The 26650-nt window shown below is 31.9% G+C and carries 21 protein-coding genes, 1 rRNA gene and 2 other annotated features; of the genes, 2 read left to right on the top strand and 20 right to left on the bottom strand.

Annotated features, from left to right (window positions below; genetic code table 11):
• From H8707_RS13940 to H8707_RS13955, 4 genes are all read right to left on the bottom strand, one after another.
• A 16S ribosomal RNA gene (locus H8707_RS13940) occupies window positions 1-69 on the bottom strand; the annotation flags it as partial.
• A 357-nt stretch (window positions 70-426) separates the two neighbouring features.
• Entirely contained in the window at window positions 427-1560 is a 1134-nt protein-coding gene (locus tag H8707_RS13945; protein WP_262430760.1) for a hypothetical protein, read from the bottom strand.
• Between the two features lie 12 nt (window positions 1561-1572).
• Window positions 1573-2325 (bottom strand): hypothetical protein, encoded by a 753-nt coding sequence (locus H8707_RS13950; protein WP_262430761.1) that lies wholly within the window; start codon window positions 2323-2325, stop codon window positions 1573-1575.
• Window positions 2325-4088 (bottom strand): B12-binding domain-containing radical SAM protein, encoded by a 1764-nt coding sequence (locus tag H8707_RS13955; RefSeq protein ID WP_262430762.1) that lies wholly within the window; start codon window positions 4086-4088, stop codon window positions 2325-2327. The genes H8707_RS13950 and H8707_RS13955 overlap by 1 nt, the downstream gene beginning before the upstream one ends.
• Window positions 4089-4246: 158 nt before the next feature.
• Here H8707_RS13955 and H8707_RS13960 point away from each other — a divergent pair, with 158 nt between their 5' ends.
• Window positions 4247-4456 carry a hypothetical protein gene (locus H8707_RS13960; protein ID WP_262430763.1) on the top strand — a complete coding sequence of 70 codons (210 nt, stop codon included), beginning with the start codon at window positions 4247-4249 and terminating at the stop codon, window positions 4454-4456.
• Window positions 4457-4488: 32 nt separating this feature from the next.
• Here the strand turns inward: H8707_RS13960 and argS are convergent, their stop codons facing one another.
• The 11 genes from argS to pepV all read right to left on the bottom strand — a co-directional run bounded on the left by argS (window position 4489) and on the right by pepV (window position 18891).
• Complete coding sequence (argS, locus tag H8707_RS13965) at window positions 4489-6189, bottom strand: arginine--tRNA ligase (protein WP_262430764.1); 1701 nt, start codon at window positions 6187-6189, stop codon at window positions 4489-4491.
• A 31-nt stretch (window positions 6190-6220) separates the two neighbouring features.
• Entirely contained in the window at window positions 6221-8599 is a 2379-nt protein-coding gene (locus H8707_RS13970; protein ID WP_262430765.1) for an endonuclease MutS2, read from the bottom strand.
• Entirely contained in the window at window positions 8596-11019 is a 2424-nt protein-coding gene (locus H8707_RS13975; RefSeq protein ID WP_262430766.1) for a DUF3656 domain-containing U32 family peptidase, read from the bottom strand. Before H8707_RS13975 ends, H8707_RS13970 begins: the two co-directional genes overlap by 4 nt.
• A gap of 11 nt (window positions 11020-11030) precedes the next feature.
• The gene (gene zapA / locus H8707_RS13980) at window positions 11031-11579 is read right to left on the bottom strand and encodes a cell division protein ZapA (RefSeq protein ID WP_262430767.1); all 549 of its coding nucleotides are present in this window, start codon (window positions 11577-11579) and stop codon (window positions 11031-11033) included.
• A 102-nt stretch (window positions 11580-11681) separates the two neighbouring features.
• Window positions 11682-14075 carry a phenylalanine--tRNA ligase subunit beta gene (gene pheT, locus H8707_RS13985; protein WP_262430768.1) on the bottom strand — a complete coding sequence of 798 codons (2394 nt, stop codon included), beginning with the start codon at window positions 14073-14075 and terminating at the stop codon, window positions 11682-11684.
• 21 nt (window positions 14076-14096) lie between these two features.
• A complete protein-coding gene (gene pheS / locus H8707_RS13990) occupies window positions 14097-15119 on the bottom strand; it encodes a phenylalanine--tRNA ligase subunit alpha (RefSeq protein WP_262430769.1) in 1023 nt (340 codons plus the stop codon).
• A 132-nt stretch (window positions 15120-15251) separates the two neighbouring features.
• Complete coding sequence (locus H8707_RS13995) at window positions 15252-16070, bottom strand: TrmH family RNA methyltransferase (RefSeq protein WP_262430770.1); 819 nt, start codon at window positions 16068-16070, stop codon at window positions 15252-15254.
• Between the two features lie 92 nt (window positions 16071-16162).
• Window positions 16163-16513: a 50S ribosomal protein L20 gene (gene rplT, locus H8707_RS14000; protein WP_262430771.1), complete on the bottom strand. Its 351-nt coding sequence runs from the start codon at window positions 16511-16513 to the stop codon at window positions 16163-16165.
• 35 nt (window positions 16514-16548) lie between these two features.
• Window positions 16549-16740 (bottom strand): 50S ribosomal protein L35, encoded by a 192-nt coding sequence (gene rpmI / locus H8707_RS14005; RefSeq protein WP_262430772.1) that lies wholly within the window; start codon window positions 16738-16740, stop codon window positions 16549-16551.
• A 17-nt stretch (window positions 16741-16757) separates the two neighbouring features.
• Window positions 16758-17357: a translation initiation factor IF-3 gene (gene infC / locus H8707_RS14010; protein ID WP_394354676.1), complete on the bottom strand. Its 600-nt coding sequence runs from the start codon at window positions 17355-17357 to the stop codon at window positions 16758-16760.
• Window positions 17285-17414 (bottom strand) — a sequence feature (ribosomal protein L20 leader region). (Overlaps the previous gene by 73 nt.)
• A gap of 79 nt (window positions 17415-17493) precedes the next feature.
• On the bottom strand, window positions 17494-18891 hold the full coding sequence (gene pepV / locus H8707_RS14015; protein WP_262430773.1) for a dipeptidase PepV: 1398 nt from the start codon (window positions 18889-18891) through the stop codon (window positions 17494-17496).
• Window positions 18892-19021: 130 nt separating this feature from the next.
• Here pepV and H8707_RS14020 point away from each other — a divergent pair, with 130 nt between their 5' ends.
• Window positions 19022-20572, top strand: coding sequence for an ATP-dependent metallopeptidase FtsH/Yme1/Tma family protein (locus H8707_RS14020; protein WP_262430774.1), 1551 nt, complete (start codon window positions 19022-19024; stop codon window positions 20570-20572).
• Between the two features lie 52 nt (window positions 20573-20624).
• On the opposite strand, the gene thrS is transcribed toward H8707_RS14020, so the two are convergent.
• The 5 genes from thrS to H8707_RS14045 form a co-directional block, all read right to left on the bottom strand.
• Window positions 20625-22532, bottom strand: coding sequence for a threonine--tRNA ligase (gene thrS, locus H8707_RS14025; RefSeq protein ID WP_262430775.1), 1908 nt, complete (start codon window positions 22530-22532; stop codon window positions 20625-20627).
• Between the two features lie 58 nt (window positions 22533-22590).
• Window positions 22591-22782 (bottom strand) — a binding site (T-box leader).
• Window positions 22783-22849: 67 nt separating this feature from the next.
• Window positions 22850-24160: a histidine--tRNA ligase gene (gene hisS / locus H8707_RS14030; protein ID WP_262430776.1), complete on the bottom strand. Its 1311-nt coding sequence runs from the start codon at window positions 24158-24160 to the stop codon at window positions 22850-22852.
• 152 nt (window positions 24161-24312) lie between these two features.
• Complete coding sequence (ytxC, locus tag H8707_RS14035; RefSeq protein ID WP_262430777.1) at window positions 24313-25158, bottom strand: putative sporulation protein YtxC; 846 nt, start codon at window positions 25156-25158, stop codon at window positions 24313-24315.
• A gap of 59 nt (window positions 25159-25217) precedes the next feature.
• A complete protein-coding gene (locus tag H8707_RS14040) occupies window positions 25218-25964 on the bottom strand; it encodes a DUF6873 family GME fold protein (RefSeq protein WP_262430778.1) in 747 nt (248 codons plus the stop codon).
• 282 nt (window positions 25965-26246) lie between these two features.
• Entirely contained in the window at window positions 26247-26477 is a 231-nt protein-coding gene (locus H8707_RS14045; protein WP_262430779.1) for a LexA family protein, read from the bottom strand.
• Window positions 26478-26650 lie beyond the last annotated feature (173 nt).

Below are 26650 nucleotides of genomic sequence, written 5' to 3' on the forward strand. Positions count from 1 at the left end.
TCGCTCGACTTGCATGTGTTAGGCACGCCGCCAGCGTTCGTCCTGAGCCAGGATCAAACTCTCATTTGAAAGTTTGTCTAGCTCTTTGCTGACTATTTTTGATTTGCTTCATTTCTTCCGCAAATCTTTGAATTGATTCTTTGTAATTTATTCAAAGTCTCACACTGTTTAATTATCTAGGTTCAATCGACCTAATTAATGCTTTAGGTCATTGTGCCTCGTTTTAGGGCACTTGATTAGTATAGCAAAATTTCATTCTTAAGTCAACTACTTTTTTAATTTTCCTTATCATTTATTAAGTTCAATCACTTTGCTTTTATAGTTGACTTTTACAATATTACCATCTTTTAAATCATAAGTCAACGGTAATTTCAAAAAAAGTCTAAAATTGTTGAAAACGGAGATGACACTCTTCAATGCTTGTTTTCATATACTTGACATTAAGTCTTCAAGTTCTTTTAGTTGATTAACTACATTCTCATCCTTCGGATTTAATTCATATGCCATTTTTACATCTTTCAAGGCCAAATTATATTCGCCTAATTGTATATAGCCTAATCCTCTATTAAAATACAATTTATAGTCATGATCCGTTTTCTCTATTCCTTCATTGAAAATACCTATTGCTTCTATTATTTTTCCATCAAGAAAGTTTATTATTCCTAATTCGTTATATAAATCCGGTTCTTCATCATTTATCTCAATAGCCTTATGCAAATATTCTATAGCCTTATCTGATTCACTTAATCCTTTATAACACATTGCTAATAGATACAATACGTTCCATTCATCCCCATATCTTGGCAATAGCTTAAGGAAGGAATCCAAGGCTTTTCCGAATTCGTTGTAAGTTAGATATGTCAATCCTGTTTCAAATTTTACATTATCATCAATTAAATCAATTTCCTCTCTGATCTCTTGAAGTCTGTTTTCATCTTTATCAACAGTCAAAAATTTATTCCAAGTAAGTTTGGCTTTTATATACTGTTCAAAGTATTTATGATGAAACCCTAATTTATAATATGCAAGTGAATATTTTTCATCCATTTCCACTATGCTTTCCAACTCATTAGTCGACGCCGTTAAGAATTCTTCACCTTTTTCGTCGTTGCTTTCTATATATTTTCTACCCATTTCCTCCAAAACTAATGCATAATTGAATCGAACATTTAGATTTTTAGAATCCAAATAGATTAGCGCACGTAAAAATATACCTCCAAATTCTATATCTCCTTCTGAAATTTTTTTTATTGCTACATTATATATATAAGCATTTATATTGGGATTATAGGAATTTAATATTTCAACATATCGATCCAAATTCGGGAAGTCGCTGTCCACTCCCAATAAATAAATAATTCCATCTATAATTTGAGACAGATTGATTTCGTTTTCTAAATTTCCCTGATAAATTTCTTCAATTAAATTGTCAGTTATTATAGGCAAAGGCAAATCTTTATTAATCGTAAAATTCTTTATCTTTACAAGAGCACTGTCTTTTAGTTCTAAAAATGTAATATTTTTATGATTCTCTTTGAAGTATTTATTGACTATATCCATGTCTCATCCCACCTAAAATTTATTCATGAACATTCTCTTTCTTCTTGTAGAGCCATTTAGCAATTTAAACAAATGTCCTCTATATATCATTGTAAAAGAGAATATAATCTGACCTAAAATATAGATAATAATGTTTTTTAAAGTAAAAATCATATTAAAACTAATATGTGTATTGAATATGCCAAATTGCAAATTGCCCGTAACAACATAAAGTATTGTAAAGAACACAATATTAGGCACCAACCAATTTAGCCAGTTTTCCTGCATAAATTCTATTGAATCCGTAATGCTTTCCGTAGGACTTTTATATTTTAAATAAATAATTTCCGGAAGAGGATTAAACAATATCACCACAATTATCCAAATAACAAAATTCAGAACAACTGCCCCTGCCCCTAAAATATTGCTTACCAAAGACAAGAGAAGTTGCCCCAGATATGCGATAAAGAATACTCCATATATCTTCCACAAAAATGCAGTAAATCCACTTTTGAAATCTTCAAAAGAAAATCTGTTGTAATTGATGATATTAAAAAGTAAATTTAAATAGTTGGAAATAAGGCTGCTGCTAACAATAGCAGAAATAAACCCGGAAATGATGTATAAAGGTCCAACAAATAAAGTCCCAATAATTTTATATACTATTATATTTAAAAATGTATATACAAGTCCTGTAAAAATAATAAGCCAATTGCTCTTTAAGCTTGTTATTGTCTTTTTAAATGAATCTTTATTTACATAAATTAAATCATTTAGATAATCCATCATATCAGCTCCTTAACAATTTTTGATATATCAAATGTATTGCATTTGACCAATTTCCCATGGGTAAAGTCGAATAGAATATAGGTCATATCCTTTTTGTTTGTAACTTTATAATTTTCAGCAATGACCTTCATCACATCATAATTAAAACCTTCTATTATAATGTTTTTAATAATTTTTTTTGTGGGTATTCCTTTGTATCTTTTAAGATAATTATCAATTATCCTTTCATCCTTTAGTATTTCATGTATATATTTTTGACTTATCATATTTTTATTCTCTATGTTAGTTTTAGGATATTCCATATTTTTATTGTTTTTAATATAATCATATTTAAGTAATTCTTCGAATAATTCGCTTGAACTGAACATTCTTGCCAAATAGAAATCCAGCAATATTTGATAAAGGTCTGATCTCTTCTTGGCTACTTTAAAAAATCCATTGTCTTCCCAATATATCGAAAAATCCTCATAGAAATCAAAAGGGGTGTCATAAAAATTTTTTATAATGAATTCTAACGAATTTGAAAAATATTCTTCATTATAATATTTATCGACCAAATCCTCTATAGCTTTCAATTTTATTATATCCGTATAATTTATATAATTGTTTTCCAAAACTTCATAAGGAGGCTTATCTAAATATTTATAACCATATTTCTTCTCATTTAACCTTAAACCTGAACCTTTTAGAAGTTTTAAAAACCCTAATTGCAGTTTTTCAGGTTTAATACCGTATACATCATTGAAAGATTTCTTGAAACTATCATAATTTTCATATGGCAATCCTGCTATTAAATCCAAGTGCTGATGTATATTTCTAAAAGATTTTATAGTCTTCGATATCCTTTTTAACTCTTCAAAATCCGTTACTCTCCCAACAGCATCTATTGTTTCTTCATTTGTTGATTGAACTCCTATTTCAAATTGAAATAACCCTTCTTTAGGTTTTCTTAGAAATTGTAACATTTCTTCGTCGATTAAATGGGCTGTTATTTCAAAATGAAAGTTTATGTCCTCCGGATCTTCCTCTATGATATATTTCATAATCTCAATTGCTTGTCTTTTATTCGCATTAAATGTTCTGTCAACAAATTTAACTTGTCTTACTTTGCTTTCAATTAAAATCTTTAAATCTTCCTTTATTCTATCAAGAGAAAAATATCTTACACCTTTAATAGTAGAGGATAAACAAAATTCACAATTAAATGGGCACCCCCTTGAACTTTCATAGTACACTATTTTGTTATCAAATTCATTTGAAATATTCCTATATGGGGAAGGGATTGTATCCAAGTCCTTTATTAAAGGCCGTGGAGGATTCTTAATAATCTTGTCTTCCCTATAAATAAGCCCCAATATATCCTTAAAATTTCCTCCTGATATACTTAGTTCTATAAGTTCCTTAAAACTTTCTTCTCCTTCTCCATAAATTATATAGTCTATATATGAATATTTGTTTAATAAATATTCTCCATCAAAGGAAACTTCCGGTCCTCCTAATAAAATTTTTGTATCCGGATTGACCATTTTAATAGTTTCTGCTACCTGTAGAGTTTCCTCCAAATTCCAAATATAAGTTGAAAACCCTAATATATCAGGTCTCATTTTATAAATTTCAGAAACAATAAAATCAATATTTTGATTGATTGTAAATTCTTTTATTTCTATAGGATTTATATTTTCAGTATAGGATTTTAAATATCTAATTGCCAAATTTGAATGAATAAATTTCGAGTTTAGTGTTGCCAATATAATTCTCATTTTTTCACCTCTGTCTAAATATTGTACCCTATTCCCGATAATTCTCCAAATTATGGAGTCATGCATTGGAATAAAACATAAATTGTACAAATGGTTATTGATTGTTTACTTAAAAAGATATAAAATACTAATTAGTACATTAAGAGAGGGGCTGGCAAATGCACGCATTCGATAAAATATCCATTCAAGAAATGTCTAAGAACGATATGCTTTTAATAATTGAAGCGCTTGATTATACTGGAAAAAACACTAAAATTAATGAATTTATTCAATTAAAAAATAATATACTTCAAGAATTATCTACTTTAGCAGAAATCGGTGAAGAAGAATTTTTAGAATATTTAAAATCAGAGACTCTTTCCATATGAAATAATTTTTTAGGACGGTATAAAAACCGTCCCTACATTTTTTGTGGTGCCTCTATCCCCAGCAAACCTAACCCGGTTTTTATGACTGTTTTAGTTCCATAGACTAATAATAGTCTTGCCTTTTTTAATTCCTCATTCTCAACAATAATTGGCGTGCTATTATAAAATTTGTTAAAAGACTTAGCAATTTCAACTATATGCCGTGTGATAAAATAAGGCTCATTCTTTTCCATAGAATCTATTACTACCCTATTAAAATTGTACAATAATCTTATGATATTTATCTCATCATCTGTCTTTAACAAGGAATAATCAACCTTATTATCTATATTAAATTTGCCTTTCTCCAGTAGAGAATTGCATCTTGCATGAGTATATTGAACATAAGGCCCGGTTTCACCTTCAAAACTTAAGGTTCTATCCCATGAAAATACATAATCTTTTATTCTTTGATTAAACAATTCTTGAAATACAACAGCGCCAATTCCAACCTGTTTAGCTACTTTTTCTTTGTTCGCTAAATCTGGATTTCTCTCTTCAATTATTTCTAGAGTTTTATCAACTGCAGTATTTAAAACATCTTCCAAAAATACAACTCTTCCTTTTCTGGTTGATAATGTCCCATCTTCAAGACTTACCATTCCGAATGGTATATGAACGCAGTCATTTGCCCACTCATATCCCATTAACTCTATAACCTTTATCCATGATTTAAAATGCAGATTTTGTTGAGATGCAACTACATATAAATTTTTATAAAAATCGTATTTTTCTTTTCTATATATGGCTGCCGTTATATCACGGGTGGTATAAAGTGTAGACCCATCGCTTTTCTTAATAAGAGCAGGAGGCATGCCATAAGGCTCTAAATCCACTATATAAGCTCCATCTGATTCTTTTAGAAGTCCTTTGTCCTCTAATTCTTGAACAACTCTATCCATTTTATCAGAATAAAAGCTCTCACCGGCATATGAATCAAATTTGATATTTAACATATTATAAACTCTTTCAAATTCCTTAAGGCTTATTTCTCTAATCCATTTCCATAAATCTACAGCTTCTTTGTTGCCATCTTCCAATTCCTTAAACCAATACCTTGCTTCTTCTCTAAGCTCAGGGTTCTCATCCGCTTCAGAATTGAATCTAACATATAACTTTAGCAATTCATTTATAGGATCCTTCTCTATGATTTCCTTGTTGCCCCATTTTTTATAAGCAAAGATGAGCATCCCAAATTGTGTGCCATAATCTCCTAAATGATTGATAGCTATAGCATTGAATCCAAGGAATTTATATATTTTATATAATGAATTTCCAATTACAGTAGTTCTTATATGCCCTATATGAAAGGGCTTCGCTATATTTGGTGATGAAAATTCAACAATGACTGTTTTCCCTTTACCTATATTTGAAGAACCGTAATCATCACCTTTGTCAATGATTGCATCAAAAACCGTTTTTACCAATCTTTCTTTATCGATAAAGAAATTGACATAAGCTCCTGCACTCTCAACCTTTTCAAAAATTTCTTCATTGCTAAATTTGTCAGCTAATTCCTGTGCTATAAGATTTGGAGATTTTCTAAATTCTTTAGCAAGTCTAAATGCAGGAAAAGCATAATCTCCCATTTCATAAGAAGGCGGCAGCTCTATCAAAGGTCTTATTTCATCTTTGCTTAAACACTCTACTTCCCTTTTTATAAGCCCTACTATTTCCTCTTTAAAATCTATCATTAAACATCCTCCTTTGTGTGCTGTATCAAATTTATTTTATTTCTACAACGGTTACTCCATCTCCGCCTTCTCCATATTTTCCCGGTCTATAAGATTTAACATGTTTATGACCTCTTAAATAGGATTTAATTCCATCTCTTAAGGCACCGGTTCCCTTCCCGTGGATTAAATATACTTCTTTTAAATTGGCTATATATGAGTCATCTAAATATTTATCAATATCCAAAATCGCTTCTTCTATGTTTTTGCCCCTTAGGTCTATTTCATTTTTAATACTCTTTGACTTTGAGCCGATAATAGTTTTTGCCTTAATTGTAGATTTGTCACTATCTTGGGATGCAACCCTTCTTAAAGCTGATATATGAACATTTACTTTCATTATACCAATTTGAACTGTCAAATATCCCTTTTCATTAGGCAGGGTACTGACCGTTCCAACCTGATTTAAGGACAATACTTCAACTGTCTCACCGATTTTTAGATTTTTGGGTGGTCTATTTGATTTTACCTTAAATATATCCTTAGATAAAGAACTTTCCATTTTATTTATATCTTTCCTTAATAGCTCTTGAGCTTCCAATAATCTTTTGTTATGCTCTTTTTCTATTTCCGAGGATATATCTCTTACCTCGCCAACTACTAAATCTGCCTCTTCTTTTGCATTTTTCAGAATATCTCTGGCTTCTTCTTTTGCCTTTCTAATGATTCCGTCTCTCATTTGTTGCGTCTTTTCTTTTTCTGTCGCGAGTCCTTTACGCAACTGCTCTATTTCAAGCCTCAATCTTTTAGCTTCAATTTTGTCTTCTTCTATGGATTTTCTATCCTGTTCAATGGCTTGCAAAACATCCTCAAACTCCACATTTTCTTTTGATATTAACTCCTTAGCATCATCTATGATATGTTGCGGTAATCCAAGCCTTTTTGATATTTCAAAAGCATTGGATTTGCCGGGTACCCCTATCAGCAACCTATAAGTAGGACTTAAGGTTTCTACATCGAATTCAACCGATGCATTCCTGACCCTTTCAGTTGTCAAGGCATAAAGTTTTAATTGACTATAATGAGTAGTTGCAATAGTTCTTATGTCTTTCTTGAGCAGATAATCCAATATTGCCATAGCCAATGCTGCGCCTTCAGTAGGATCAGTCCCTGCTCCAAGTTCATCAAACAATATCAAACTGTTGTACCTAACTTCTTTCAATATATTTACTATATTGGTCATATGCGAAGAAAAGGTGGATAAGCTTTGTTCTATGCTCTGCTCATCTCCAATATCTGCAAAAATCTGATTGAAAACCGCAACTTCAGAATTATAGTCCGCCGGAATATGTAGTCCGGCTTGAGCCATTAAAGTAAATAATCCCACTGTTTTTAGGGTTACAGTTTTACCTCCTGTATTAGGTCCGGTGATAATCAAAGAATTGAAATCCCGCCCTATGTACACGTCTATAGGAACTACGACTTTTGTCTGTAGTAATGGATGTCTGGCTTTTTTTATATTAATAATCCCTTTATCATTTAGAATCGGCCTAGTGGCATTCATCTCCAAGGCAAGCTTTCCCTTTGCAAAAACAAAATCAAGAGTCCTCAATATCTTTTCGTTATTTCCTATTCCATCGCTTTCAGAGGCTACCAAGTTGGAAAGTTCAGACAATATCCTTTCAATCTCATCTTGTTCTTTAATTTCCAGTTCACGAAGCTGATTATTTAGCTCTACTACAGCCATAGGTTCGATAAATACAGTAGCACCACTTGAGGAAATATCATGTATGAGTCCAGGTACACTGCTTCTATTTTCTTGTTTTACAGGGATTACATATCTGCCTTCCCTCACGGTTACAATACCATCCTGAAGATATTTCCTATTTGTTTGTGAATTAACAATTGAATTTAGTTTATCCCTTATGGCATCATTTTTACTTGATATTTGCCTTCTAATATTTCTAAGAGTTGAACTGGCATTATCAGAAATTTCATTTTCATTAATTATTGCATTGTTTATCTCATCTTCTATATTTTTATATACTCTCAAATTATCGATTAATTCTCCAATAATCAAATAAGTTGGCATCTTGTCAGCTTTAGTTTCTTTGATGTAATTTTTAAGCCCTCTGGACACCCTCAAAGAATCCGATACTTTAATTAAACTTGCAGGATTTAATACCCCGCCGATTTCAACTCTTTTAATTTCATAGGATATACTATGAATCCCATAAAGAGGAGGTTTTCCCCTTTTTATTAATAAGGACAACGCTTCTTCAGTTTCTTGCTGCATTAAATCTATCTCTTTTATATTCGTGATAGGACTTATCTTTTTTGCATACTCCTTACCAATTCGCGACTCGCATTTATCAATAAGAAGTTCTTTTATCTTATTAAACTCTAAAACCCTCAAGGTCTTTTCGTTCACTTTATCACCTCTAATACACCTCTAAAGTAGTGGCCATTTGTAATATTATTTTGTGATTTGAATTCTTCTATAAAATTTAGAAGATCGTTATAGCCTTTTAAATTGTTTATATAATCATATAATACACTTTGAATCTTGGAAATATCCTTGATTTCATTTGTGAAATCAAGTCTTGCCATATTGATGCCTGCGGCAAAGATTTTATCTATACTATCCAATACAAATATAGGCACTGAATTATATATAACCGAATAACCATTCTTTCTTTGCGTTTCAAAGATAAAATCCTTCCTATCTTTTAATCCATAGCCTTTAGAAAATTTACATGCTTTGCAATTTCTATCGTCCTTGCAGCCTTTAACTATAGCCATAGGGCAATTTCCCGTAATCATTACCGGAAGATATCCATAAACAATCCCCTCAATATTTCCTTCCACCTTTTCGGTTATTTTTTTAATCTGTTGTAAATTCAACTCCGGGGAAAGAGTAAAACTTGATATACCCAAATTATTTAAAAATTTAATTGAAAAGGAATTAAAGAGATTTAACCCTGTATCACAGTGGATTTTCAAATCGAAACTGTCGCTAAAATATTTCAGTGAGCCTAAATTGGATACTGATATTCCATCAACTAGTTGAGAAATTGGGCTTATATAATTTCTTAGTTCATCCAAATCTTTTTGATATAGAACTCTTCCGGTAGATATATAGACTTCCTTATCCTTAGATTTTATTTTGTTTACAACTTCATATAAATTATCGTAAAATCCCAAATAAATTCTATCCAATTTGTTTAAGTCCAGTTGATTAAATTGTTCCAACGATTCTACGCTAATCGATAGCTTTTTATATGATTTTTTATTTCCCCTTTTAGATTTAAAAACCTCAAATTTTAATTGATTAAAAACCTCATCATTTATCGGCTTTCTATGACTTGAATTTCTAATTTTCTCATTTAATTTGTCTATAACATCTCTTCTCAATTGATTTAATACGCTTAAGGGTAAATAAGCGTTATCGTCCAGTGATACACTGCACTTATTTGCATAATAAAATGTATCACCAAGCTTGGATATTTGCTCATGTATCTTTTCCTTGGTTAAAGCTATTTTTATGCCCTTTTCTACATATGTTTCACCAGTTGCTTCTACAATGATATCTTTATATCTTAATTTTATCTTAGGTCTTTCACCAATTTTTACCACTATCTCAATATCAATAGGAAATTTCTCTAAAGATTCATATGAAAGTCTGGCTTCACGCAACAATTTTTCACTGGATGTCTTATAAACCTTTGAATCTTTCAATACATTCCCAATCTTATTAAATCTAACAGTCTCCCCATTTTTCCCATTAACCGGAGATTTAAAACCTTTATATTCTCCATTTGCTAGTTGAAATTCAAGTCCGTCATTCTCATTTATTTCTCCATCCAATAATATTGAAACATAGTTTTTTTCCACCTTTATGACTTTTCCTATATACACGCCTCTATTGTCCGGTCTATCCTTTGAAACAAAAGTACTTCCAAAATCCCCAAAAGCCAATCCTTTGGTAAATCCTCTATTAAATATTTGTTCTACATTTCTTTTATCCAATTCTGACAATGAACTGCAGGAGTAATCAATAGCTTTTCTATAAGCACTGACCACTGTAGCCACATATTCGGGCCTTTTCATTCTTCCCTCAATCTTTAGGGAGGTTATACCAGCATCTATTATCTTTTCGATATTTTCCAAAGAATTTAAATCCATAGGACTTAAAACATATTTTTTATCCCAGCCTTTAAGCAATTTACCTTCCTCATCAACTACTGAATAAGCCATTCTACATGGTCCGGCACATGCTCCTCTATTTCCACTTCTGCCTCCAATCAAGCTGCTCATCAGACATTGTCCTGAATAGGACATACATAACGCACCATGAATAAAATTTTCTAATTCAATAGAAGAATTTTTATTTATTTGTTCTATTTCTTCAATAGGCGTTTCTCTGGCTAAAACAACTCTTGTAAAGCCTAGTCCTTCTAAAAATTTTACGCCTTGTAAATTATTAATGGTCATTTGGGTGCTGCCATGTATATGAAGCTCAGAGAATATTTTTCTCACAATATTTGAAAGTCCAATATCTTGTATGATTACAGCATCCACGTTTATATCATATAGGTACTTAATATAATCTATGACATCATTCATTTCGGCATCGTCTACAAGTATATTGGCAGTAACATATACGCTTACACCATGTAAATGAGCATATAAAACGGCTTCCTTAAGCTTTTCTAAGTCAAAGTTAGAAGCATAAATCCTTGCATTAAATAATTTTCCGCCTAAATACACTGCATCGGCACCATTCCTTACTGCAGCATATAGACTTTCCATATTCCCCACAGGTGCAAGTAATTCGATTTTTTTAGTCACTAAAATTTCACCTATCTTTTATCTTTGTTTAATGATTTCAAAGCTTCATTAAGCTCTTTTTTAGCCTCTATTAATTCAAGTTGATTTTCAAAATTTTTATCCTGAAGACTTTTATTCAATTTATGTAATTCAGATATTTCATTCTCTGCTAGCTCTAATTTTTCCTTTAGCTCATTCATTTCATTGAATAAATTCTCTTTGCTCAATTTTTCCCTAATAAAATCATCTTTATATTCTAAATTGATTTTTTCCAATTCAGCAATTCTTGCCTTGGAATCTTCAAGTTCTTTTGATACTCCATCAAATTTCTCTAAAGGCTTTTTAGCTTTTTGCTCCAATTCTTTTAATTTTGAATTTGCTTTATAATATTCATCTGCTATATTTAGAGCTGCCAATGTTGCTGCCATAGTTTGACTAAGTCTATCATTTTTGGAAGAGAGGTTTTTTATCTTTTGATCCACGTAGTATGCAAGGTCCCTAATATAGTCTTCGTGTTCAGTTGCAACTACTGTTAGGTTACGACCATCAATTACTACATTAACTTTGTTTTTATCAGTCATAATTGATTTGCCCCCTATAAATATTCTAATTATATAATACTACAAAGATTTATAAATACCTTCTATTTTTTAAAAAAGGAGTAGAAATAATCTACTCCCATACTAGCTTCTTAACTTAGCATCTAAACTATTTTCTAAATCCGCAATTATCAATTTTTGAATATTGTTTATTTCCATCTCAGTAAGGGTTCTCTCATAGGATCTGTAAGTAATAGAATATGCTACTGATTTTAACCCTTCTCCTATTTGTCCTCCCCTATAGATATCAAATAGTTCCAATGAATCTATTAGCCCACTTCCATGTTTAAGTATTATTTTTTCAATCTCTCCAACCATAATATCCTCTTTTACTACGACTGCGATATCTCTGCTCATGGAAGGATATTTAGGTAGAGGTTTGTATTTGATCTCTAAATTTGTAAGCTCTACTATTTTATCAAAATCCAATAAACAAGCATATACTCTTTCTTTTAAATCATAGTTATTGATAACATTTATATGAACTTCACCTAAGATACCGAGTGACTCACCTTTGATTGAAAGCTTAGCTGTTCTTCCGGGATGAAAGGATGGATTGTTTTCTTCTCTTGAAAATTCAATATCCTTAATTCCCAGTCTTCCCAAGGTCTTTTCAACTATTTCTTTTAAATAATAGAAGTCTTTATCCCCATAAAAACTTATGGACAATAATTTCTTTTCTATGGGTAAATCCTTTACGGGTAAGCTCTTAGGAATAAAAATATTTCCGATTTCAAAGGCATACATACTCTCAACGCCATGGTTATAGTTTCTGCTCAATAACTCCATCATATTTGAAAGCAAAGTAGTTCTCATGACGCTGTAGTCCTCTCCCAATGGATTTATAAGTTTTACGTATTGCCTCTCTATAGCATCCTGTGGAAGATTTATTTTATCATAGGCCTTAGGACTGATAAATGAATAAGTCATTACTTCATTAAATCCTAATCCCGTTAATATTGACTTAACCTTATCTTCAATATTTTTCTTATATGACTTTTCTCCCCTTGTCAATGCTCCTATCAAAGGCTTACTCTCTATATTGTGAAGCCCGTAGAGTCTTCCGATTTCCTCAATCAAGTCGGCCTCAATGCTTAAATCCAATCTATACGTTGGTATTGTTGTATGGATTAATTTCCCGTCATATATGGATTTTAAACCCAATCCGTTTAGATAACCCAACATTTTATTTGAGGAAATTTCGGTCCCCAATAGCTTATTAGCTCTTTCAGGTCTTAGAGTAATCGTCTTAGGTTCTACTTTTTGCTCATATATATCTATCTCACCTTTAACAACCGTACCGGCACCTATTAGCTCTACCAATTGACAAACCCTGTTTACTGCCTTTTCACATAAATTGGGATCAATGCCTTTTTCAAACCTTGCAGATGCCTCAGTTCTTAACCCAAGTTTCTTTGACGTTAGCCTAACGCTTTTATCACTAAAATTAGCGCCTTCTATAAATACCTGTTTTGTGTCTTTGGTAATTTCAGAATCAAATCCTCCCATAACGCCGGCAATGCCTATGGGATTTTTCCCATCTGCGATTATCAAATCATTGGTACTTAAATTACGCTCTATGCCGTCTAGAGTAGCCATTACTTCATTTTCATTTGCTTGGCGGACAACAATTTTTTTACCGTCTAATTTCCCCAGATTATAAGCATGTAAAGGTTGGCCATATTCCAACATTACAAAATTGGTAATATCAACTATATTGCTAATAGGTCTAACTCCTGCCTCCATCAACCTCGACTGTAGCCATAATGGGGATTCTTTTATAGTAACATCTTTTATTACCTTGCCATAAAACCTAACACAGTTATGGGATTTCACTTCCACACCATTAAAATAATCATCAATTTTATCAGCTTCATTTTTAATTTCAATTTCAGGTTCTTTTAATTCACAATTAAAAGTAGCCGCAGTTTCCCTAGCCATGCCAATTATGCTAAGGCAATCCGGCCTATTTGGTGTAATTTCAAATTCTATTGCTTGATCATCTAAATTCAATATATCTATGATATCCATGCCCAAAGGATATTCCTTGTTCAAGATAAAAATCCCTTCTTTTGATTCCTTTGGAATTACAGTATCACTATAGCCTAATTCCCTAAGGGAACATAACATCCCAAATGAATCAATGCCTCTAAAATTTGTGACTTCAATACTTATGCCATTTGGTAATTTAGCTCCAACAAGAGCCACAGGTACAAAGTCTCCTACATGTAAATTATTAGCACCGGTAGCTATGATTAGTTTTTCTTTCCCCACGTCAACATTACATATTACCAATTTATCGGCATTAGGATGTTTTTCAATATTTAATATCTTGCCAACAACTATATTTTCAACACCTTTATTGAAATTGGATATTGATTCAACATGGGAACCCGATAATGTAAGCCCATCTGCCAATTCCCTAGTTGTTTTATCTATTTCTATATAATCTTTTAACCATCTTATAGGCAATAGCATCTTAACACATCCTTCCCTAGATTAAAATTGTTCCAGAAATCTATTGTCATTATCAAATAGAAGTCTAATATCATTGAGCCCGTATTTGACCATAGTAATCCTGTCTATTCCCATTCCAAAGGCAAATCCTGTGTATTTATCTGAATCAATCCCACAATTTTCAAGCACTTTAGGATGTACCATTCCGCATCCCAAAAGCTCCATACTCCACCCGGTATTATTGCACGCAGGACACCCCTTACCTCTACACGCCATGCAGGTAACATCCACCTCGGCACTTGGTTCGGTAAAAGGGAAATAATGAGGTCTATATCTGGTCTTCATATCTTTACCAAATAGTTCTTTAATAAAAATATCTAATGTATGAATCAAATTTGCCATGGATATATTTTCATCTACTACCAGTCCTTCTATTTGATGAAACATCGGAGAATGCGTATCATCAACATCATCAAACCTAAATGTTCTGCCAGCTGACACTATTCTTAAAGGAGCTCCGTACTCCTTCATAGCTCTTATCTGCACCGGTGATGTATGTGTTCTTAACAAGATATCCTCAGTTATATAAAAGGTATCGGATAAGTCTCTGGATGGATGATTTTCAGGGGAATTGAGCGCATCAAAGTTATTTTCTACAGTCTCAATTTCCGGACCATCAACCACAGTAAATCCCATACTAATAAACAAATCTTCCAATTCCTCAATTGTTGATAAAAGAGGATGTCTATGACCGATTCTTTCTTTATTGGTTGAAATGCTGATATCTATCTTTTCTTTTTCCATCTTTTCATATTTTTGTTTTTCGATTAGCTCTTCTTTAACACAATTGATTTTATTTTCTATTTCATTTCTGACTTCGTTTGCAATTTGCCCTATTACAGGTCTTTCTTCTTTGCTTAAACGTCCCATCTCTTTAAGTATAGATGTCAATTCGCCTTTTTTGCCTAAGAACTTTACCCTTAAATCCTCTAATTCACCTAAGCTGGTAACATTGTCCATTGTCTGTAAAGCTCTTGATCTTATTTCCCCTAACTTTTCCTTCATCTGTTGGACTCCTTTCAAAAACAAAGACCTCATTCCCCGGAAAAGGTCTCAAAATCCTTATATTTACTAAATTATAGCATTATATATTTTAAAACTCAAGAAATATCGTCATTTTTATCAATTCATACCCACTCAGTGAAATTTCATAAAATGTAATGGTGCCTTTCGCTGTTTCATAGCCTCATACATAATAATAGAGGCTGCAACTCCGGCATTTAATGATTCGGACTTTCCGGGCATAGGTATTTTTATAAGTTTATCGGCCATTTTAATTATCCTTTCATCAACGCCTCTTGATTCATTTCCAATAATTATGACATGCTTTTCATTATAATCTATCTTATAATTCGGAACACTTCCCATCAATGAAGTTGCATATATTTTATAATTTTTATTTTTAAGACTTTCTAAAGCATCAATGCTGTTGTTTGTATAATAAATAGGCGCTCTAAAAATAGAACCCATCGTCGCCCTAACTACTTTTGGATTATAAGGATCTACACAATTTTCACCCAATACAATTCCCGGGAAGCTAAAAGCATCACAAGATCTAATGATAGTGCCGATATTTCCCGGATCCTGTAATCCATCTAAAAATAAATAAGATGACCTTATATCCGCATCATGATCTAATAAACTAATCCTAAATTCGCCAACAGCTAATATGCCCTGCGGATTATCAGTATCACAAATTTCTTTAAAAATATTGTCAGGAACCTTTATTAGGTTTTTAAAAGAAGAATTCCCATCACAAAATTTTTGACCTTCTTTTGTTGATAATAGCGTACTATTTAATACAATATATTTTAAATTGACATTGTTTGAAATAGCTTCTTCTATAATCTTGATGCCTTCCATTAGGAACAATCTATTTTCCCATCTATCCTTTTTCCTATACAAGCTCTTTATCTCTTTTATTATCGGATTTTTAAGAGATGTGATCTCAATCATTTTATTCCTCACTTTGTTTTTAATTGATTAAGTATATGCCCTACTATTTTCCGTATATAAAGCAAAAAAGTTCCTTAACGGGAACTTTTTAACTACGCACCTTTTGCTATCTCGACTAATTTTGCAAAACCTTCTGCATCATGGATTGCCATTTCAGATAACATTTTTCTATTTATATCTATATTCGCTTTCTTTAAACCATTTATAAATTTGCTATAGCTCATTCCATTCATTCTTGCTGCAGCATTGATTCTGGAAATCCAAAGCTTCCTAAAATCTCTCTTTCTTTGTTTACGTCCTATATAAGCATAATTTAATGATTTCATTACAGCTTGATTTGCAGTTTTAAATAGCTTACCCTTAGCTCCATAATAGCCCTTGGCTTGTTTCAATACTTTCTTATGTCTTTTTTTAGCGTTTACTCCTCTTTTTACTCTTGCCATTGATGTAATTCCTCCTATAACCTTATCTTAATTTCTTATGGTAACATTGAATTAATTCTTTTTTTATCGCCCTTGCTTACTAAAGTAGCTTTTCTTAAATTTCTAACTCTTTTTGGCGACTTTTTACCTGTTTTATGGCTTTTATATGCTTTATATCTTTTTAATTGTCCTGATCCAGTTCTTTTAAATCTCTTTGCTGAACCTCTGTGTGTTTTCATTTTTGTCATGACATTTCCTCCTAAACTTACTCTGATTTTGGTGCTAAAAACATTACCATGTTTCTGCCTTCAAGCTTTGCACTTTTTTCTACCATGCCAAATTCTTCAGTAATCTTTATAAAATCATCTAATACATTTTTACCTATTTCTGTATGACCCATTTCTCTTCCTCTAAATCTAACAGAAACTTTTACTTTGTCTCCGGATTTAAGAAACTCAATAGCTCTATTGGCTTTAACATTTAAGTCATGAGTTTCAATGTTTGGAGTCAATCTGATTTCTTTAATATTGATTATTTTTTGATTTTTTCTTGCTTCTTTCTCCTTTTTTGCCATCTCATATTTATACTTTCCATAATCCATTATCCTGCACACAGCAGGTTTGGCATTTGGAGCTACATTGACTAAATCCAATCTTCTATCATTAGCTATTTCCAGAGCTTTACGTATTGGCACAACACCTAGTTGACTTCCGTCGGTATCGATTAATCTGACTTCCTTCTCTCTTATCTCTTCATTGATTTGAAGTTCCTTAATAATACAGCACCTCCTAAATTTAAAAATAAAAGCGGGTATAGAATACCCGCTTTTACGCACAAAAATATAATCGCAATTATAGCTTTTCATCGTTTAACCTTATGAGCCTTAGCTATAAGGTGAGAAGCGGACCTTCTACTTAATTCACCCATATTTAATTCCTTATAAATTATATGCTATAAAATTTTATTTGTCAAATAAAATTTTGCTATTAACCTATTATCTGCTATTTTGCTAATTCATATAAAGCTTTAGCATATATCTTCGTAATATTCATTAAATGGTCAATACTTATATACTCGTCTTTTTGATGTGCTAATTCAACTTGCCCTGGAAACATCGGACCGAAGGCGACTGCATTATCCATAGCTCTTGCATATGTTCCTCCGCCGATTGTAATAGGTTGTGATTCGGTATCTTTTGTAAACTCTCTGTATACGTTCATCAATTTTTCAACTAAAAAGTCATCCTTTGGTACATACAATGGCTTAGTATCTTTTGTTCCTTCAACTAATTCAATATCAGTATCCTTTAGATTTTCCTTTATACCATCATATACTTCTCTTGAAGTAATTTTTATTGGATATCTTACATTTATTGTAAGCTTAATTTTCCCTTCTTCCAATTTGATCATACCAACATTAAAATTCAATTTTCCCGATACATCATCCTCAAATTCACATCCGATACCCTCTCCATGATGTTTAAATGCTATCCTCCGGTTGTAGACATCAATAAATCTGCAAATAGAACATTCTCCATTAAATAAAACCCCAAGATAATCCATTAGATAAGTAATCGCGTTCTCTCCCTTTTCAGGTGTACTCCCATGGGCAGAGACTCCTTTTGCTATGACCTGAACTCCATCTTTTATTCTATTAATTTTTATCGGATAATTTTTTTCTTCAATGTACTTTTTAAATCCTTGTTCTAAAAGGTCATAGTCTTTTACTTGTAATATTGCTTCTGCACTATCAGGAACCATATTTGGTGCATTTCCACCTTTTATATTCTTTAAAACTATATCGCAATCTGTAGCATTGTTTAGTTTAAATACTAAATCAAAATTTATGATTCCCTTCTCCCCATGTATTGCAGGGAATTCTGCGTCCGGAGTAAATGCCATGTTCGGAGCTTTTTCATGCTCAAAATAATACTTCATGCAACCCCAGCCGGTTTCTTCATTTGTACCAAGAATTAATCTTATTTTTCTTTTAAGTTCTACACCCGATTCCTTTAATAACTTCATTGCATAAAGTGCTGCTATAGCAGGTCCCTTGTCATCAACTGTACCCCTGCCATATATCTTACCATCGTGTATCTCTCCATTATATGGACCATAAGTCCATCCCTCGCCTTCAGGAACAACATCTAAATGTGCCAAAACACCTACAATTTCTTCTCCCTCTCCCAAATCAATATGTCCTGCATAGCCATCAAAATTCTTTGTTTCAAATCCCATGTTTTCGGCTATATCTAATGTCTTTTCCAATGCTCTATAAGGTCCTTCACCGAAAGGCATCCCCGGCAGGGGTTTCTCCTCAACGGATTTAATCTTTACCAGTTCTTGCGTTGTTTCAATTATTTCATCTTTATAACCATCAATCATTTTTAAAAAATTCATTAATATCACCTCGTTAAATGTCTTATTACAATTATACCCATTTATTAAATTAACTTCCAGTAGGTAAAACTATTATATAAAAAATTCTTTTGGTTACACTAATTTTAGAATAATTTAAGGTGGGGATACATTGAAGAAAAAAAATATAATATTCTTTTTTCTAATTTTAGGGATAATTGCATCGGTATTACTTATATTCAACCAAATATTTCCCATTTCAGATTTAAACAGCTTCAAGTTAGGAGACAAATTATTAGTTTTCTCAATCACAATAGCCCTCTTAATCTATTATACAAAACTAAATGATAAACCTCAACTTATGCCCTCTTTATTGACAACAGAAAAAGATACCAGCAAGGATAAAGATAAGCCAAATGTTTCATTTAAAGACGTTGCGGGATTAGAGGAAATAAAAGAAGAACTTCAGGAAACTATTGATTTCATAAACAATTCACAGAAATACAAAAAAATGGGAGCAAAAATTCCAAAGGGAATTCTATTTTTTGGACCTCCGGGCACCGGAAAAACGCTATTGGCAAAAGCTGTTGCTGGAGAAACCAATTCCACCTTTTTGTACGCCAGCGGATCTGAATTTGTTGAAAAATATGTAGGCGTAGGGGCTAAAAGAGTAAGAACTCTATTTGAAAGAGCAAAGAAAGAAGCACCTAGTATTGTTTTCATAGATGAAATAGACGCTATCGGCACCAAAAGAAATATGGAGTCCAATAATGAAAAAGACCAAACCTTAAATCAACTATTGATAGAATTGGACGGCTTCAACAATAATGAAACAGTAATTGTGATAGGAGCAACAAATAGAATAGATTTATTGGATGAGGCTTTGCTAAGACCCGGGAGATTTGATAGGCATATATATGTTGGAAACCCTAATATCAAAGCCAGAGAAAAGATACTTGAGGTCCATACTAGTAATAAACCTTTGGATAAGACAATAAGTATAAAAGACTTAGCAAAAAAAACAACGGGATTATCAGGAGCACAGCTGGCAAATATAGCCAATGAAGCGGCAATCATTGCAGTAAGAAAAAACAAAACCATTATCTCATCCTTTGAATTTGATGCTGCAATTGAAAGAGTCTTGGCAGGACTGGAACTTAAAAATCCTTCTGTATTGTTAAAGGAAAAAAATACGGTTGCTTACCATGAGGCAGGTCATGCATTGGTATCAAAAGTTCTGGATACGGATTTAATACAAAAGATTTCTATAATTCCGAGAGGTCAGGCTTTAGGATATGTAATCAAATTCCCTGAAGAGGAGAGGTATCTGCTTACAGAAAGAGAATTAAATAACAGAATTACGGTATTGCTTGCAGGTCGTGCAGCGGAACAATATATTTTTAATGAAATAACCACAGGCTCTAAAGATGATTTAAATAAGGCTACGGATATTGCCAGAGAAATGGTCTGTAGCTATGGAATGAGCTCCCTTGGTACTTTGGCATTGGATGAACTATATATCAGATACAATTACGATAGTATAAGGGTTGAGATCAAAGAAATAACTGATATAAGCTATAAGCAGGCTCTTACGATAATAGGTGACCATAGTCAGATACTTCATGATATTGCAAATACATTGTTAGAAAACGAAACAATTGAAAAGGATGAACTGGATTTGATTTTTGAAAAACATGAGACTCCTTTGGATTATGCAACGTAAAAATAATCTATGAGCCATATAAATTGGGACGGTTATATAACCGTCCCTAATATTATATAGTTTTATTTTCAATTTCTTCTAATATATTTTCTATAAATTCAGCTATTGGTTTTTGACCTAAATCTCCATGATCTCTTTTCCTTACGGATATTAAATTTTGCTCTACTTCCTTTTCGCCTACAACAAGCATATATGGGATTTTTTGCATTTGAGCTTCTCTAATTTTAAACCCAATCTTCTCAGCTCTATCATCAACTTCAACCCTTATACCTTTATCTTCCATAGTCTTCTTCAGCTCATATGCATAATCATTGAATTTATCCGATATTGGAAGTATGCTTACTTGAACCGGAGCTATCCAAACAGGGAATTTGCCTGCAAAATGCTCTATCAATATACCCATAAATCTTTCCATACTACCTAGGATTGTTCTGTGAACCATTACCGGTCTTTTCTTTTCATTATCTTTATCCACATAAGTTAGATCAAACCGTTCAGGCATTTGGAAATCCAATTGAATAGTGCCACATTGCCAAGTCCTGCCTATAGCATCTTCTAGATGGAAGTCAATCTTAGGGCCATAAAAGGCACCATCGCCTTCATTTAAAGTGAAAGCTATTCCTTTTTCTTCTAATGCTTCTTTTAAGTTGTTTGTAGCTATATCCCACTGTTCTTCAGTTCCCATAGAATTCTCCGGTCTGGTAGATAATTCGATGTGATATTTGAACCCAAATATTCCATAGATATAATCAGCTAAATCTATTACTTTCTTTATTTCTTCTTTAACTTGTGAAGGAACCATAAATATATGGGCATCATCTTGAGTGAAGCTTCTTACTCTCATAAGTCCATGAAGTGCGCCTGATAACTCATGTCTATGAACCAATCCCAATTCAGCCAATCTAAGAGGAAAATCTCTGTAGCTGTACATTTTGGATTTATAAACTAAAATAGATCCAGGACAATTCATAGGTTTTATAGCATATTCGGCATCATCTATCTTTGTAAAATACATATTTTCTTTATAGTGCTCCCAATGTCCTGATTGGTGCCATAAAGCTTCGTTTAGGATAAGAGGAGTTTTAATTTCTCCATATCCTCTTTTAGCATGTTCTTCTCTCCAGAAATCCTCCAATATATTTCTTATAACCATTCCCTTTGGATGGAAAAACGGAAAACCAGGTCCTTCATCATGCATACTAAATAGATCCAATTCTTTTCCTAATTTTCTGTGGTCTCTCTTCTTTGCTTCTTCCAGTTTATCTAGATATTCATCTAATTCTTTCTTCTTCTCAAAAGTGATACCATAGATTCTCTGAAGCATTTTATTGTTTTCGTCTCCACGCCAATATGCCCCCGCAATACTCAATAGTTTTATTGCTTTTATCTTTTTTACATCATAAAGATGCGGCCCTGCACAAAGATCAGTAAAGTCTCCCAATTTATAGAATGAAATCTCTTCATCTTCCGACAAATGTTCAATTAAATCCACTTTATACTCTTCTTTTCTTTCTTTGAAGTACTCAAGGGCTTCATTTCTCGGCATTACAAATCTTTCAAGCTTATGCCCTTCTTTAACAATTCTTGCCATTTCATTTTCAATTTTTTCTAAATCATCCGGAGTAAATCTGTGCTCGGTATCAAAATCATAGTAAAATCCGTTGTCAATTGCAGGACCTATGGCAAATTTTACTCCCGGAAACAATCTTTGAACTGCCAAAGCCATAATGTGAGAGGAAGTATGCCAAAATATTTTCTTTCCTTCTTTGTCTTCAAATTTTACTACTCTAAACGATGAATCTTCATCAATGGTTTCCTGTAATCCTTTTATGTCATCATTTACTACTGCGCCTAAGGCAACTCTGGCCAATCCTTCAGAGATGTCTTTGACTACATCGTAAATTTCTATTCCCTTTTCATATTCTTTTACCGATCCGTCCGGTAAAGTGATCTTAATCATCTAAATCCCTCCTTAAATTGTATATATATAAATAAAAAACCCCTCATCTCTACAAAAATGCAGGGACGAAAGGTTCGTGGTTCCACCCTAATTACTTCTCAAATTTATATAACGTTTTACAACGGATATCCTTATTCGGATTCAGCTTGGGGTTGGTCTTCGATTAAACTTATCTTAAGGAAATTCTCAGCCTAGATTTCCTCTCTCTTAAAGCCCCGTTTTAATCTACTCTTCCCTTCAAAGCCATTTATGAAATTACAATATATTTTATATCATTTATCTTCAAATGTCAAGAATTTTTCCCTCTCCATTAGAATTTATTTTAGTTTATCAATAACTTCTTCTATGCTCAATAAAGATTGTTCACCGGTTATCATATTTTTTAATGTATATTTATTGTTATCGACCTCATCTTTACCAATTGCAATGGTATATGGTATATTTAGATTGTTAGCAAATTTGAATTTTTTCCCTGTTTTCCCATCCTCAAAATAAACTTGAGAGTATATATTAGCTTTTCTTAAACTATTTAAAGCCTCAATAGCATAATCCATATATCCTTCCATTGGAATTATAACAACTTTGGTCAATGAATTGTCCTTGCTTTCAATAATGTTTGCCTCTCTTAATTGATAGAACAATCTTGTGAGTCCAATTGAAATTCCTACTCCAGGTAACTTTTGGGTAGTGTAATATGTAGCTAAATCATCATATCTGCCCCCTGAACAAACGCTACCGATACTTGGATAATCATTTAAGAAGGTTTCATAAACAGTACCTGTATAATAATCTAAACCTCTGGATATGGTTAAATCAATTTGGTAATTCTCTTCAGGCACACCAAACATACCTATATATCTTGACACAACTTCTAACTCATTTACTCCTTCAATAAATATTTCATCCTCTATATTTAATGATTTTAAATTATTAACAATTTCCCCATTGCTTCCTTTAATAGATATAAACTCCAATATTTGATTAATAACATCTTCACTTAAATCAAATTCCGACAATTCACTTCTGACATTTTCAATACCTATTTTCCCCAGTTTGTCTACGGATCTAAGTATCATGGTTGAATCTTCGATGCCTAAATTTCTAAAAAATCCTTTTAGGACCTTTCTATTATTTATTCTTATTGTAAAGGAATCAAAACCTAAATCTTTAAAGGTAGAATATATAACACTTGGAATTTCAGCATCATTTATTATGCTCAATGTTCCATTGCCTATAATATCAATATCGGCTTGATAGAATTCTCTAAACCTTCCTTTTTGATTCCTTTCTCCTCTGTAAACCTTACCAATATGATATCTTCTAAAAGGAAATGTTAAATCAGAATAATATTGGGCTACATACCTTGCTAATGGTACAGTTAAGTCAAATCTTAATGACATATCAGTATTACCTTTTACTACTTTGTAAATTTGCTTTTCTGTTTCTCCGCCACCTTTTGCAAGAAGAACTTCAGATTTTTCTATTATAGGTGTATCAATAGGCAGAAACCCAAACTTTTCATAATTTCTTCTTATTGTATCTTTCATTCTGTTAAACAATATCTGATCCATAGGTGTCAATTCCATAAATCCGGGCAGTATAGACGGCTTAACTATTTTTTCATTCATAAAATACCTCCATTACTATCTTTCATATTATAATACCATTTTTGTAATATTATTCAAACATTAAAAATAAAAGATTTAAAAAATTTTGAGTATAAATTGAATTAGATAAATTTTTAAATATTGGTAAAGAATAAGAGTTGATTTCTCAACTCTTACTCGCTATCTGACTTTGGAAGGTAATTGTCACATATATTACAACTATAACAAAAACTTAATCTATCAGTAAAAATCCTCTTTAATATCATCAGCAAATCCTTTTCTTTATCATTTTTCATGTGAACTACAATCTTTTTTGGCGCCAAAACTATTAAAGAACTTACCAAGATATCGGCTTGACTAAAGTCATCTATCCCCTGCTCTTCTATTATTGAATACAGTATTGGGCTTTCAATTTTTTTGTGCTTTGAATCAACTAGATAATAATTGTTTTCATTAATAATGACATTCACTATATCATATTTTGGAAACTGGGAGTCCAAATAATACTGCAACATATAAATGAATTCCTCATATTCGGTCTCCATTTGAATATCTAAAACTACCTTTTCTATGATTAAATCTATTAATTCTTTATACGAATCTGAACGAAATCTTAGATATCCATCTATATTAAGAGTATTGTTTTCTAACAGATAATCTCTTAACTCTTCTCTAATTTTATTCTTCTCTTTCGTAAAATAATCATTGTCTTGCAACAAATCATATACGGTATTTGACACAACATCTATCTCATTTTGTATGAAATCCACTAAAATGTCATTCACTCTATTAAATACAAATTGGTCCATATAAAATCTATTTATTAGATTAAAAACCATTTCTGTTATACTATTATAAAAGATCATCTCATCCAGCTTTTTTTTATTTATAATAAAGGAAGAAGTTTCATTTTCATTTGTCTCATTCAAGATGCTTATATGTCCATCTAATGAATGAGAAAGCACAAGTTCATTAACCTTATCTTTTGGTAAATTGGTGCTAATTCTTATGGGTACCACATTATCACTCCCTTACCCAATAGTATGGTCTGTTAATAAACGACTATACTATATAAATATTAACATATATAATTTAGATTTATTATCGTTCCAATGTCAGATATTTGATTTTTCGATAAATATAATATATCCTGACCTCTTTCTTCTATAAATTTAACTATTTTATTATAATCGGGATGTTTATTAAATGTTCCGGAAAAACAAATCGTATTTGCAGATAAATTTCCTGTGGTTCCGCCAATGAATCCATACTTTTCATTTTCTAATCTTACATATCCGGGCTCAATCAACAACATATTATAACCCAAAGTTTTTAAATTTTTGTATATATATTTATCTGCTGTTATGGCACTTAGGTCATCAACAATAGCCAATGAACATTTAGTATATCCCTGATTAACATTTATAAAATTCAAATTTTCCTTTTTAAGATAAAATTTTAATTTCTCATCTGTATATTTGAAATTATGAATAGCAATATCTTTTAGTCTCCCTACATTATATGCAATATCATATGGATAGTCATTTTTAAGTATTGTTTCGCCCTTTATAATTTTTATACCCAATGTGGACAAGCAATTCTCATAATAATCATATACATTTGGTGCAACTATAACAGTTTTATGGTCAATAGGATGGATAACTATGTCCGGATGATATGAGATGCTTTCTTGTACATCAACACATTTTACAGTCTTTATTACCTTTATATTTAGTTTTTCCAAATTTCTTATAATATTATCATCAACTCTGCCGTCAATTATTGTAAGATTTGTATTTTTTAATGGTATAAAAGGATTTTGCATATCTTTGCCTCCATAAAATATTTAAACCAAAAAATCTATTGCTTTAAGCAATAGATTCACCAAAACAATATTTATTTTATTGGAGGCGCCACCCGGATTTGAACCGGGGATAAAGGTTTTGCAGTTCTATATAGCATCCCAACATAGAAACCTATAACCACACTCATCCTCACAAATGGCTGATTTATCACACTTCTAAATTTTACATCCACTACAATATATTAAAATATCCTAGCTTAAAAGTCAAATGGACAGATTTTAGGACAGAAAAAAAGGACCAGATTATGGTCCTTTTTGGCACGATTTTTCTTTTACTACCTTCATTGCTCTAGGAGAGTTTTCTTTTCTTTCTATGTATCCTTTATCCTCAAGTTTTTTCAAATGTCCATGAACTGTACTTGGAGATTTTAATCCTACAATATCACATATCTCTCTAACGCTTGGAACATATTCATTATCTTCAATGTAATCTATTATGGTTTGTAAAATTTCTTTTTCTCTTTCAGTTAACATATGTTCTCCCCCTTTACTTTATTATAGCCGAATGTTTGTTCTGTGTAAAGAGGAAATAAAAAAGACCAGGAGGGTTAGTCCTAATAAGTTAAAATAAAATGTAATTTACAAATTTGTGGATTTATTTCACTTTTTTGATTGACATATTTTACTAAATAGATTATAATTAAAAT

It is taken from the genome of Paratissierella segnis (assembly GCF_014385195.1).
Classification (GTDB): domain Bacteria; phylum Bacillota; class Clostridia; order Tissierellales; family Tissierellaceae; genus Paratissierella; species Paratissierella segnis.

Excerpts from the sequence above, each read along its gene's own strand:
- zapA (WP_262430767.1), bottom strand. The coding sequence starts at position 11,579 with ATGACTGATAAAAACAAAGTTAATGTAGTAATTGATGGTCGTAACCTA.
- thrS (WP_262430775.1), bottom strand. The coding sequence starts at position 22,532 with ATGATTAAGATCACTTTACCGGACGGATCGGTAAAAGAATATGAAAAG.
- rplT (WP_262430771.1), bottom strand. The coding sequence starts at position 16,513 with ATGGCAAGAGTAAAAAGAGGAGTAAACGCTAAAAAAAGACATAAGAAA.
- H8707_RS13960 (WP_262430763.1), top strand. The coding sequence starts at position 4,247 with ATGCACGCATTCGATAAAATATCCATTCAAGAAATGTCTAAGAACGAT.
- hisS (WP_262430776.1), bottom strand. The coding sequence starts at position 24,160 with ATGAATGAAAAAATAGTTAAGCCGTCTATACTGCCCGGATTTATGGAA.
- pheS (WP_262430769.1), bottom strand. The coding sequence starts at position 15,119 with ATGAAGGAAAAGTTAGGGGAAATAAGATCAAGAGCTTTACAGACAATG.
- infC (WP_394354676.1), bottom strand. The coding sequence starts at position 17,357 with ATGAAAAGCTATAATTGCGATTATATTTTTGTGCGTAAAAGCGGGTAT.
- pepV (WP_262430773.1), bottom strand. The coding sequence starts at position 18,891 with ATGAATTTTTTAAAAATGATTGATGGTTATAAAGATGAAATAATTGAA.
- rpmI (WP_262430772.1), bottom strand. The coding sequence starts at position 16,740 with ATGACAAAAATGAAAACACACAGAGGTTCAGCAAAGAGATTTAAAAGA.
- H8707_RS14045 (WP_262430779.1), bottom strand. The coding sequence starts at position 26,477 with ATGTTAACTGAAAGAGAAAAAGAAATTTTACAAACCATAATAGATTAC.
- H8707_RS13995 (WP_262430770.1), bottom strand. The coding sequence starts at position 16,070 with ATGATTGAGATCACATCTCTTAAAAATCCGATAATAAAAGAGATAAAG.
- H8707_RS13955 (WP_262430762.1), bottom strand. The coding sequence starts at position 4,088 with ATGAGAATTATATTGGCAACACTAAACTCGAAATTTATTCATTCAAAT.
- argS (WP_262430764.1), bottom strand. The coding sequence starts at position 6,189 with ATGATAGATTTTAAAGAGGAAATAGTAGGGCTTATAAAAAGGGAAGTA.
- H8707_RS14040 (WP_262430778.1), bottom strand. The coding sequence starts at position 25,964 with ATGCAAAATCCTTTTATACCATTAAAAAATACAAATCTTACAATAATT.
- H8707_RS13945 (WP_262430760.1), bottom strand. The coding sequence starts at position 1,560 with ATGGATATAGTCAATAAATACTTCAAAGAGAATCATAAAAATATTACA.
- pheT (WP_262430768.1), bottom strand. The coding sequence starts at position 14,075 with ATGCTATTGCCTATAAGATGGTTAAAAGATTATATAGAAATAGATAAA.
- H8707_RS13950 (WP_262430761.1), bottom strand. The coding sequence starts at position 2,325 with ATGGATTATCTAAATGATTTAATTTATGTAAATAAAGATTCATTTAAA.